Annotated in this window: 9 protein-coding genes and 1 rRNA gene; all 10 read right to left on the minus strand. The window is 67.3% G+C overall.

Annotated features, from left to right (window positions below):
- Window positions 1-168: 168 nt before the first annotated feature.
- The 10 genes from BM150_RS11380 to rrf all read right to left on the minus strand — a co-directional run bounded on the left by BM150_RS11380 (window position 169) and on the right by rrf (window position 11,683).
- Window positions 169-1,872, minus strand: coding sequence for a CTP synthase (locus BM150_RS11380; protein ID WP_245755434.1), 1,704 nt, complete (start codon window positions 1,870-1,872; stop codon window positions 169-171).
- A gap of 562 nt (window positions 1,873-2,434) precedes the next feature.
- Window positions 2,435-3,385, minus strand: coding sequence for a copper transporter (locus BM150_RS11385; RefSeq protein ID WP_217641571.1), 951 nt, complete (start codon window positions 3,383-3,385; stop codon window positions 2,435-2,437).
- 5 nt (window positions 3,386-3,390) lie between these two features.
- Window positions 3,391-4,590, minus strand: a complete 1,200-nt coding sequence (steA, locus tag BM150_RS11390) for a putative cytokinetic ring protein SteA (RefSeq protein ID WP_092926864.1) — start codon at window positions 4,588-4,590, stop codon at window positions 3,391-3,393.
- A gap of 173 nt (window positions 4,591-4,763) precedes the next feature.
- A complete protein-coding gene (gene recN / locus BM150_RS11395) occupies window positions 4,764-6,518 on the minus strand; it encodes a DNA repair protein RecN (RefSeq protein ID WP_217641573.1) in 1,755 nt (584 codons plus the stop codon).
- Between the two features lie 175 nt (window positions 6,519-6,693).
- The gene (locus BM150_RS11400) at window positions 6,694-7,587 is read right to left on the minus strand and encodes an NAD kinase (protein ID WP_092926866.1); all 894 of its coding nucleotides are present in this window, start codon (window positions 7,585-7,587) and stop codon (window positions 6,694-6,696) included.
- Window positions 7,584-8,465: a TlyA family RNA methyltransferase gene (locus tag BM150_RS11405; protein WP_092926868.1), complete on the minus strand. Its 882-nt coding sequence runs from the start codon at window positions 8,463-8,465 to the stop codon at window positions 7,584-7,586. Before BM150_RS11405 ends, BM150_RS11400 begins: the two co-directional genes overlap by 4 nt.
- Window positions 8,466-8,469: 4 nt before the next feature.
- On the minus strand, window positions 8,470-8,727 hold the full coding sequence (locus tag BM150_RS11410) for a hypothetical protein (RefSeq protein ID WP_245755435.1): 258 nt from the start codon (window positions 8,725-8,727) through the stop codon (window positions 8,470-8,472).
- 204 nt (window positions 8,728-8,931) lie between these two features.
- On the minus strand, window positions 8,932-10,008 hold the full coding sequence (locus BM150_RS11415; RefSeq protein ID WP_092926870.1) for an HAD-IIA family hydrolase: 1,077 nt from the start codon (window positions 10,006-10,008) through the stop codon (window positions 8,932-8,934).
- A 38-nt stretch (window positions 10,009-10,046) separates the two neighbouring features.
- Window positions 10,047-10,868, minus strand: a complete 822-nt coding sequence (locus BM150_RS11420) for a tetratricopeptide repeat protein (protein WP_245755436.1) — start codon at window positions 10,866-10,868, stop codon at window positions 10,047-10,049.
- Between the two features lie 697 nt (window positions 10,869-11,565).
- Window positions 11,566-11,683, minus strand: a 5S ribosomal RNA gene (gene rrf, locus BM150_RS11430).
- Window positions 11,684-11,693 lie beyond the last annotated feature (10 nt).

Here is an 11,693-nt window from a genome sequence, read left to right on the forward strand (position 1 = left end):
GTCCCGAAAGTCGGCCTCGGCTGCGGGTTCGTCCGGGAAGCGCACCACGGGAAGCTCTGGCGCCCGGGCCGAGGAGGCCGGGCCGGGACACGCACGAACGAAGCGAGCGTGTCCCGGTCCGCTCCTGCCGGTGGCCGGTTCGCGAATCGCGTGTTCCGGTCCGACCGCTCAGACGCTCGCCGCTGCCTGCACGGTACCGGGCAGCTCGACCGGCAACCGTTCCGCGGCACGGTAGTCCAGCGCCGCGCGGACGAACGAGCTGAACAGTGGATGCGGCCGGGTGGGACGGCTCGTCATCTCCGGATGGGCCTGGGTCCCCACGAAGAACGGGTGCTCATCACGGGGAAGTTCGAGGAACTCGACCAACCGGTCGTCCGGTGAGGTTCCCGAGAACACCAGTCCCGCCTTGGACAACTGCTCCCGGTAGGCGTTGTTGACCTCGTAACGATGACGGTGCCGTTCGGAGACCTCCAGGGTGCCGTAAGCCTGAGCGACCAGGGAGTCCTCCCGCAACGCGGCCGGATAGGAACCCAGACGCATGGTGCCGCCCATGTCGCGCTCCCCCGCGACCACGTCGTGCTGGTCGGCCATGGTGCTGATCACCGGATGCTGGCAGGGAGCGGCGAACTCGGTCGAGTTCGCTCGCTGCAGTCCGGCGAGGTTGCGCGCCGCCTCGATCACCATGCACTGCAGCCCCAGACAGAGCCCCAGCACCGGGATCCCGTTCGTGCGCGCGTACTCGATCGCGCCGAGTTTGCCCTCGATACCCCGCACACCGAATCCACCGGGTACGAGCACCCCGTCCATACCGGACAGGGCACGCGCGGCAGCGGCCTCGCTCTCGCAGTCGTCGGAGGCCACCCAGGATATTTCCACCTTGGCCCGGTTCGCGAATCCGCCAGCGCGCAACGCCTCGGTGACCGAGAGGTAGGCATCGGGCAGGTCGACGTACTTGCCAACCAGGGCGATCCTGACTCTCTCGGTGGGATTGTGTACCCGTTCGAGCAGATCGCCCCACACCGACCAGTCGACGTCGCGGAACGGAAGCCCCAGCCTGCGGACCAAATAGGCGTCAAGCCCCTCGCCGTGCAACACGCGGGGGATGTCGTAGATGGAGGCGGCATCGGGACAGGCCACCACACCGTCGGAGTCGACGTCGCACATCAGCGCGATCTTGTCCTTGAGCTCGCCGGAGAGCTCGCGGTCGGCGCGGCAGACCAACGCGTCCGGAGCGATACCGATGTTGCGCAGCTCCTTGACCGAGTGCTGGGTCGGCTTGGTCTTGAGCTCTCCGGAGGGCGCGAGGTAGGGCACCAACGAGACGTGCAGGAAAAAGCAGTTGTCCCTGCCGACGTCGTGGCGGAGTTGTCTGCACGCCTCCAGGAACGGCAACGACTCGATATCGCCGATCGTCCCGCCGATCTCGGTGATGACCACGTCCGGGGTCTGACCGTTCTCGTCCGGCTCGCCCATGGCACGGACCCGCGCCTTGATCTGGTCGGTGATGTGCGGGATCACCTGCACCGTGTCTCCGAGGTACTCGCCACGGCGTTCCTTGGCGATCACCGAGGAGTAAACTTGACCGGTGGTGATGTTGGCGTTGCGCGTCAGCGCCCGGTCCAGGAAGCGCTCGTAGTGCCCGATGTCGAGATCCGTCTCGGCCCCGTCGTCGGTGACGAAGACCTCACCATGCTGGAACGGATTCATCGTGCCCGGATCAACGTTGAGATACGGGTCGAGCTTTTGCATGGTCACCCGCAACCCGCGGGATGTGAGTAGTTCCCCCAGGCTGGAGGCCGTCAGCCCCTTGCCGAGGGAGGAGGAGACGCCCCCCGTGACGAATACATGCTTGATCGTGCGTGCTTGCGGCACCAAAGAAGCTCCCCGTGGTCGATGCCGTCACCATGCTGGTGTTTGTGCTGGCAGGAACGTTGACACCGTCGCTCCCACGGGACTACAGCATATCGCACTCGCTCCCGGGGATGCACCGGACCCCGACGTACGGCGGACCGCGGTGCTCCACACGCCGGAGCGGACGCGGTAGTCGCCGCCGACGACCGTTCGGGCGGGTGTGTTCCTCCCGGCGGACCGACACGCTCGGTGGGCGACCGCGAGGCCGAGTGGTGCACCGCGAGCATCCGTCGAGCACGGCACACGACTCTCGATCCGAAGCCGGACGAGACACATCTACTACGAAACGTGGCCAACGAATCAGCCGATCGAAGTATGCCACTGCACGGCATTCTCGGGCATGCTCGCCAGGGCGAAGTTCATCTGAACCGGTCCGGCGCGGCGCCCCTCCCCATTCGCGCCGGGCCTCTGCCGGGCGGCGCACGTACGGTCGCGCCGCCCGGCGCACCCCGAGCCGGGAAAACCACCCGGAAAAACGGTGCCGTTACGCACTCGCCGTGACCGTCACCTCGGAACGCGGCAGCTACCGCTCGGGGCAATCGGCGGCACGTTCGGCTTCACCGCAGACCTGCTCCGGAACCTGTCCTTCCGCGCCCGCTCCGGAACCGTAGTGTCCGACTCGATCCCGAAGCTCTGCTTCCAGCGCGAGTGACGTGGCCACGCGGCCCGCGGTGGTCTCCGCGTTGTCGACCGTGGACAGGGCAGCGGCGATCGAGGTGTCGGCCCTGGCTATGCCGACCGCGGCGTTGCCCTGTGCGGAACCGGACCGCCCGGCCAGCACCGCACCGGCACCACCTCGATCCAGCCTCGCCGCGAGACGTGGTAGCACTCCTGTGGTGTCCCGTGACTCGCCGCCGGTGAGCACCACGGCCAACCGTGCGGGGGCGAAATCCGGTGAGACCCGCACGAAGCCGTTCGTACGCAGCCCGGCGAGGGCGGCTTCGCGCTCCTGTCGCCCGGCCTTCGGTTCCCCGGTGCGTGGGTCGAGCAGCGTCAGCGGGTCCATCAGTCCGCCGACCAACTCTCCCGGAGCGGAGTTGACGGGAAGACGCGCCCCTGCGGGCAACAGCCGGATCGCCAGTTCACGCAGCCGCGCCGCCCTGTCCGGCTCCGTGAAACTCTCGGTCAACCACAGCGTTCCGGTCACCGAGCCTCCGGCCGCTGTGATCATCCTGCGCATGGGGCGAGGGCTGCCGTTGTCGGTCCCGGGAGCGACCAGCAGCACCACCTTCGTTCCCCGCAGAGCACCTCGCACGGCCCGTGGGGCGATGGAATCGGTCAGGGCTTGTGCGTCCGCCAGCTCACCGCGCAGCGCGTCGCGCTCCGAGCGCGACTGCCGCAGCTGCTGTCGCAGGTCGTCACGTTGCCCCCCGACGGTCGTCAGCAGGCTCCGGCTGACCGAGTTCGAACCGAGCAGCACCCCCAACGCCAACGCCAGGAACACCGCCGCGATGGAGACCGCGTGATAACGCACGGAGATCACGTGATCAGCCCCTCGCAGAACTCGACGACGGCGTCCCCGAAGGCTCCGAGCACCGTCAGATAGGGCCCGAACATTCCCGAGGTGCTCACCACGGCGAACATCGCGAGAACCACGCTCAGCACCAGCAACAACACGGCTACGGTGGAAACTCGGTTACGCTGCAGTTCGAGCACGGCCGAACCGTGCACGATCTTCCCGCCCAGCCGAAGTCTGGTCAGGAACGTGGAGGGATTGGTTCCCGCCCGCGCACGGTCCAGGAACTCGTCGAGAGTGGCGCGCATGCCCACTGTCGCCACGAGTTCGGCCCCGTGGGCGTCGGCGAGCAGCAGGGCCAGGTCCTCGGCGTTTCCCGACGCGGGGAAGGTCACCGCTCCGATACCGAGGTCCTGGATCCGTTCGATCCCCGGGGCGTAACCATCGGTGTCGGCGGGAATGACGACCTCATCGGCCGCCTTGAGCGTACGCACGTCCAGCGTCGTCGGGTCTCCCACTATCACATCGGGGGACAGCCCGGCCGCGCACAGCGTATCCGCGGCGGTGCCGACGCCGAGCAGCACCGGATGGTATTCCCGCACGTAGCGACGCAGGCGCTTGAGCTCTTCCGCGTGCCCACGTCCTGGTGCGACCACCAACACGTGACGCCCGGACATGGCCACACCGACGTCGGGCACTCCGATACCGTCCAGCACGAGCATCCGCTCGTTCCGGAGGAACTCGATGGTGTTGGCGGAGAACGCCTCCAACTGCGCGGACATCGCCGATTTCGCCTCGGACATGCGGGTGGCGACGCTCTCGGTGTCCTGTTCCGCCGCGTGCAGCAGAAGTTCCTCTTCACCCCGTTTACCGACGAGGTGCACGTCGCCGTTGTGCAGCCGCAGCGTGGCGCCGTCCCGGATGCGTTCCACCGCCTCGGGACCCGCGTTGTCGAGCAGCGGGATGCCTGCCGCGAGCAGCACTTCCGGACCTAGGTTCGGATACTTGCCCGATATGGCTGGGCCGGCGTTGACGACGGCGGCTACCTCGTGAGCGACCAGGGACTCCGCGACGTGGCGATCGAGATCGGGCTCGTCGAGAACCACGATGTCCCGTGGGGAGATCCGAGGCGGTAGTTCGCCGATCCGGCGCTGGACACGCGCTGTTCCGATGATGCCGGGCAATGTCTCCTGCCGACTTCCGAGCAGGCCACTGAGTCGCATGCACCGATGGTGACAAAACAGTCACCGAATGTTCTGACGCCACGCCGGGGCGTGGTCCGACAATGCCGGCGCACCGCTGAAAGCACCACTTCCAAGGGGATGACTCAAGCCCGGCCGCACCGTTCGGCGGAACCGGGCGGCGCGGTGTTTACTCACCCGATTCGGGTCACACGTCAGAAGTCGGCCTTGTAGCGATCGGCCACCTCGAGGAGTTCCTCCGCGTGGGCGCGTCCGGTCTCGGTGGAATCGAGCCCCGCCAACATGCGCGCGAGCTCCGTGACACGTTGTTCGTCGGAAACCGTACGAACGTCACTGTGGGTGAGACCGGCGGTTTCGGTGGCCTTGTCGACCACGAGGTGTCGGTCCGCGTAGGCGGCCACCTGCGGCAGATGCGTAACCACCACGACCTGATGGGTTCTGCCCAGTCGCGCGAGACGTCTACCGATCTCCACCGCGGCTCTCCCACCGACTCCGGCGTCGACCTCGTCGAACACCAGTGTGGGAACGGTGTCGGAATCCGCGAGTACCACTTCGAGCCCCAGCATCACCCTGGAGAGCTCTCCGCCGGAAGCCCCCTTCTGAATGGGCAGTGCCGGTGCTCCCTGATGAGCGCGGAGACGCATCTCCACTTCGTCGACACCGTCCGGACCGGCGTGCACCGGTTTCCCGTCCAGCACTACCGTCTCGTGTCCCCCAGCGGTGGCTTGCCGGGGTGAGACCGACACCTCGAACTCGGCCTGCGCCATGGCGAGTCCGGTGAGCTCCTCGGTGACGGCTGCCGCCAGCCTGCCCGCCGCCTCGGTTCGGATCCGGGTGAGTTCGCGGGCGTGCTCGGCGAGTTCCGCCGCCAGGTTGTCCCGCCGCGCCGCCAACTCCGCCAGCGCCTCCTCGGAGGTGTCCATGCCGCGCAGCGTGTCCCGCGCCCGTTCGGCCCATTCGAGCACGCCGTCGATGTCCTCGGCGTATTTCTTGGTGAGTTGTTTGAGTTGGGCCTGGCGGGCGAGTACTCGCTCCAGCTCGGCCGGGTCGGCCTGGAGCTCCTCGAGATAGCCGCTCAGTTCGGTGCCGGCATCACTGAGCACGGCCGCGGCCTCGGAGAGTCTATCCCCGATCTCGCGCAGCTTGGGATCCTCGGACGAGCCCAGCAACCGGCGGGCCTGCCCCACCAGACTCATCGCTCCCGCCCCGTCGGGATCCTCCGCGTCGGAGCCACTGATCGCGGCGTGAGCGCCGGTGGCCAGTTCACGCAGCTGATCGATATCGGACAGCCTGCGGGCCCGGTCGACCAGTTCGGCGTCCTCGCCGGGTGCGGGATCCGCTGCCTCGATCTCCGAGAGTCCGTGACGCAGCAGATCGGCCTCGCGTTCGAGTTCGCGGGAACGTTGACTCCGCTCGGACAGCTCCCGCACGACTTCGAGCCACTCCCGCCGCAGCCTGCGGTACTCCGCGAGCGGCTGTTCGACGGCCTCACCCGCGAACCGGTCCAACGCGGCACGCTGCTCATCGGCGCGTAACAACCGAAGCTGGTCGTTCTGGCCGTGCACCGCCAGCACCTGGTCGGCGAGTTCGGCGAGCACCGTGTTCGGCACCGAGCGACCGCCGAGATGCGCCCGGGAACGCCCCTGGGAACTGACACTGCGGACCGCGATCAGACTGCCGTCCTCGTCCGGCTCGGCCCCGGCCTCACCCGCCACTTCGGCAGCCCCCGAGTCCGCGGTGGTGACGAAGCGGCCCTCCACCACGGCTCGTTGGGCTCCCGAACGGACTCTGGAACTGTCGGCCCGACCGCCGCTGAGTAGGTGCAGGCCGGTAACCACCATGGTTTTGCCCGCACCCGTCTCACCGGTCACCACCGTCAGTCCCGAATGCAGTTCAAGCGTGGCACTGTCGATCACGCCCAGCCCTTGGATGTGCATCTCCGCCAACACAGCAAGCACCCTAGCTGGCACGCTCACGGGACCGGCGGCCCGGCGATCCGGTTCGGCGCGTTTCAGGGACGAATGTCATTCGCCCCTCGCCACGTGGAACGGGCGAACAGGCGTTCGCGACCGAGTTCCGCGACTCGCAGCGGCGGGCGAACCAGACACGCAACAGCAATGAATCCTATTCGGATACCGGCCCCCGCCAGCCGTGCACGGGGAGTTCGAACTTGCGAACCAACCGGTCGGTGAACGAGGTGTCGTGCAGTCGAACCAGCCGCAACGGGTTGTCCGAGGCCAGCACTTCCACGCGGGACCCCGCGGGCAGATCGAAGTGCCGTTGCCCGTCGCAGCACAGCACGGCGTCGTGACCGTTCTGGTCGACCTCGAGGGCCAGAGTGGAGTCACGCGCCAGAACCAGTGGACGCGCGAAGAGCGCGTGCGCGTTGCTGGGTACGACCAGCAACGCTTCCACCTGTGGCCAGACGACGGGTCCACCGGCCGAGAAGGCGTAGGCGGTGGACCCGGTCGGAGTGGAGCACAACACACCGTCGCAGCCGAAAGTGGAGACCGGATGGCCGTCCACCTCGACGACGACGTCGAGGATGCGTTCCCGACTGCTCTTTTCCACACTGGCCTCGTTGAGTGACCAGGTGGTGGCCAGTACCTGGTTCCCCAGCCTGGCGGTGACGTCGATGGTCATCCGCTCGTCCACGTGGTAACGACCCTCGACCACGGCGTCGACCGCCTCGTCGAGGGCGTCGAAGTCGGCCCCCGCCAGGAATCCGACCCGACCGAGGTTGATCCCGAAGACCGGTACTCCCGCCATCCTCGCGAGTTCGGCGGCGCGCAGCAGGGTGCCGTCACCTCCGAGGACGAGCACCAACTCGGTCCCCGCCGCGGCGAGCGGTCCCGGTGCCACCACGCGGCTGTAACAGGCCGGACTGAGCTGGGGCGCCTCCTCCGCCAGCACGCGCACCCGCATACCGGCACCGATCAGCCTGCCCGCGACCTTCTCCGCGGTACCCAGGTTGTACTGCCTACCGGTGTGTATCACCAGAAGTACGTCGCGGGTCAACCGGCGTCATCCTCTCCGAACTCCCCGGCCTCGGTGTGCACCGCTCGGGAGGGCACAGCGGCATCGGTCGAGGAGCCCGTCACCGCCTCGGTGACCATGGTGGTCACATCGCGGGGAGCCTCGTCGGTGCGACGGTGCAGCCAGACGAAGTACTCGACGTTGCCGGACGGCCCGGGAAGCGAACTGGCGACCACGGCCTGTAGCCGCAGCTCGTACTCGGCCGCGGCCGCGACCACTCCGAGCACCGCCTCGGCACGCAACGCCGGGTCCCGGACCACTCCCCCTGTCCCTAGGCGCTCCTTGCCGACCTCGAACTGCGGCTTGACCATGAGCACCAGGTCGGATCCCCGATGTATGCACTCGCTCAGTGCGGGCAGCACCAACCGCAGTGAAATGAACGACAGGTCCGCCACCACCAGATCCGCCGCCTGCCCGATATCGGCCGACGTCAGCGTCCGCACGTTCTTGCGGTCACGGACCAGCACACGCTCGTCGGTGCGCAATTTCCAGTCCAGCTGGCCGTAACCGACATCCACGGCCACGACCTCCGCTGCCTCCCGCCGCAGCAGTACATCGGTGAAGCCCCCGGTCGAGGCACCCGCGTCCATACACCGGCGGCCCGCGACCCGCAAACCGTCCTTTTCGAAGACCTCCAACGCTCCGAGCAGCTTATAAGCACCGCGGGAAGCCCAGTTGGGATCTTCCACGTCATCGGCCACGACTATCGACGCATCGTTCTCAACCGTGGTCGCCGACTTGCGGGCCACGAAACCGCGCACCGTGACACGCCCGGCAGCGATCAGTTCGCCGGCGTGTTCCCGTGAACGAGCGAGCTTACGACGCACCAGCTCGGCATCCAATCGCGCTTTCCGGGGCACCGCTTCAACTCCCGCTACTACTCGGTCCGGACAGCAGCTCGTCGGCCCGGTTGAGGGCGTCGGTCAACGCGTCGTGAACCGCGTCGAACCTGGCGACGTGTTCGGAGACGGGCAGCCCGTCCAGCTCCCGCAGGCCCGCCAACGAACGCTCAACGACACCTTCGGCCTCTTGAATCCGGTCGACGACGGAGTCGGTGGAAGTCACCGAATCGGCCGTTCCGTCACCGTGTTGTCCCGCCGACTCCATCTCCTCCTGCCTCATTGCACACCACTCACAGTGATACCAATCACACCGCACGAACACCACGCGCGAAAAGATGCCGAAAGAACCACGGCACTTCCACGTTATCGGATCACGTCGGCCGCTGCTTCTCGGTGCGCTCGGCCACAGCGGTTCGCGTGAAGCGCTCCGACACTCAGGGCAGCCCCGGCCCACCACCGCTGTCGACCGGACACGACGAACGATTCAACCGGTGGCGGCAGTAGCGAAGCGCTCTCCGTCGAGGCGATACAGTCCCAGCTCCCGGAGCGCGGTCTCGGCTGTCGAGTCCTCGAACAGCACCTCGACGTCCCCGCCGCCCTCCGACCACCACGCCGCGCACAGGGCTCGTAGCGCGGAGAGCCTGCTCCACGGATACGTGCCCGACTCCTCGGGCCGGTTGTCCGCTCCGTTCACGGCGGCGAGTGTCAACCCGGCACCGGCGGTGTCGATTTTCCAGGCGGTCTGTTCCGAGATCCTGGAAGCCGCTGCCGGAAGTTCCAGCGCGGTCACATCGGCCGCAACATGATCAGGACGGTACTCAGGAGGAGCCGCGAGCAGCTCGGCGGGAGTACTGACACCGCTCAACACCATCAGCGAGGGAACACCGGCCCTGCCCGCGCCGAGAATATCCGTTTCCAACCTGTCGCCCACCACGATCGGCCGTCGCGCGGCGGCCGAGGCCACTGCCCGATCCAGCAGTGTTCGTTCCGGCTTGCCCGCGACCAGCGGGAAACTGCCGGTCGCCTCCCGCAGTGCCGCCACCAGTGCCCCGTTTCCGGGCAGTTCACCCCGCTCGGTGGGAAGCGTGGCGTCACGATTGCAAGCGACCCAAACAGCACCGGCACGTATCGCCAAACAGGCTTCCGCCAGATCGGCCCACGTGGTGTCGGGGGAATGCCCCTGCAACACTGCCACCGGTCCCGCATCCGTGGTTCGCACCGGGGACAGTCCGACAGCGACGAGCTCCTCGGCCAAGGCCGCGGTACCGACGACGAGCACAGGGGCCCCGAGCGGCAAGCGCTCGGCCAGTAAGGCGGCCCCCGCCTGGGCACTGGTACTGATCTCGGAGACCGCTGCCGGGACCCCGAGCGTGTTCAAGTTGTCGGCGACCGCCTCGGGGGGTTTGGAAGCGTTGTTGGTGACGTAGCGAATCGTGATACCCGAGTCACGAGCACGGGAAACAGTCGAAGCGGCACCCTTGATGACCTCACCGCCGCGATAGACCGTGCCGTCCAGATCGAACAACAACGCGTCGTGCTCGGCACCGAGCGATCGCTCCACGTTACTCCCTCCGGCGTTCGGGAAACGTCGATTCCGGATCAGTCCCAGACCCCCAGGTCGATGTCGTGGGAACCCGCGGACCGCCGATCCCCACGAGAATCACCGGTGCCGTGATCGAGGTCCGTGTCAACGGTCCCCTCCGAAACTTCGGAGACGGCGGTATCGGTTTCGGCACGGGCGGCCAACCGTTCCGCCTCCTCGGGACCTCCCAGCTCGGTCACGAGCTCTTCGAGTCGTTCGGGGGCGTCGGTGGCTTCGTCGTCATCGGCGTTGGCCGCGTGTACGAACCAGGTGAAGGCTTCACGCGTCCGTCCCACCGCCAGGAGGTTGTCCGCGTAGGCGTAGAACAGCCGGGCGCTCCACGATTCGTTACGCTGCGGATCGAGTTCGGGAATCTGCAGGCTCACGACAGCGGCTTCGGATTGACCGAGATCACGACGTGCCCCCGCTCCCACGATTCGCAGTTCGATCGCTTCGTCCTGGGGTAGCCGACTCGCCTCGTCCTCCCGGGTGAGTTCCAGAGCACGCTGGGGTTTCCCGAGGGCACGCTCGCAATCGGCGATGATGGCGAGGTGGGACTGACCTCCCATGCGACGAGCGGCGCGCAGTTCGGAGAGGGCCTCACTCCAGTTTCCCACGTAGTAGGCGGCCAACCCGTTGGCTTCTCTCGCAGCGGGCGATCTGGAAGCCTTCCGGCGAGCGTACCGGGCGTGTTCCAACGCCTTTTCCGGTTCCTGTTCCAGTAACATCCCGACCGCGACCACGTGCGCTCCCACGTCCTCGGCCACCATCTTGGGCAACGCTCTGAAGTCGCGCCGCACCTCGGGATCGAGTTGGGAAGCATTGGCCTCCTCGGGCAACTTGGGCGCCTTGGGACGGCCGGGGTCGGTGGGGGTCGTCCGCTTTCCGGAATCACCGCGAGTTCGTTCGGCGTTACCACGCGGAGAACCTGCCCGGGTGTCACGCCTGTCCTGGTTCCGATCGGCATGTGAACGACGATTCTGCCGCGAATCGGCAGCATCACCGGACCGATCTGCTCGCCTCGGAGCGTTACGCTTGGGCTGATTCCCCGAATCACGGTTACCGACATTGTTGCCGGTTCGGTTGGCTCCGCCGCGTGGATCGTTGTGGCGACTCACACCGTTTCCACGGCGTCCTGCCGAGTCAGCACCGTTGCGGCCCGCTCCGTGGTCGCTTCCGGCTCGATTCTTGGAGCCGCGTGGGCCTCCTCCGGAGCCGCCCGCTCGAGGGTGCCCCGGTTTCCGGTCCTTTCCCTGTCTGTTGCCGGTGTCGTTGTCACGACGCCGAGCGTCACGCTTGTCGTCAGAGCTGGACACCGGACCTCCTGAAGCATATACACATGACTCCACCAGCTTAGCCCCGCAAGAGTGTGCCCAGCCGTACGGGCGAGCCACGCACTCATCGGGAGGCGTGAACCTGACGTTCCCTGGGGCTCGGCGGAAGCCGGGTGGTGGTGGGTGCTGGTGGGCGTTTGGCCGGGGGCAGAGAGTAGTCCGGCCCCACCCTGGTGGGGGTGGGGCCGGTCTTGGGGGGTTGGGTCGGCGGTGTCCGTGTCTCCCACACCCGTGGGGGTGCAGTACCTGGGGCGCTGGAGGGCTTAGCTGCCGGGTTCGGGATGGATGCCGGGCGTGTCTCCTCCGCTGTGGCCACCGACCCAAAGAACC

The sequence above is a fragment of the Actinopolyspora alba genome (assembly GCF_900112765.1).
GTDB lineage: Bacteria > Actinomycetota > Actinomycetes > Mycobacteriales > Pseudonocardiaceae > Actinopolyspora > Actinopolyspora alba.

Coding starts and splice junctions, on each gene's coding strand:
- steA (WP_092926864.1), bottom strand. CDS start 4,590: ATGCGACTCAGTGGCCTGCTCGGAAGTCGGCAGGAGACATTGCCCGGC.
- BM150_RS11410 (WP_245755435.1), bottom strand. CDS start 8,727: ATGAGGCAGGAGGAGATGGAGTCGGCGGGACAACACGGTGACGGAACG.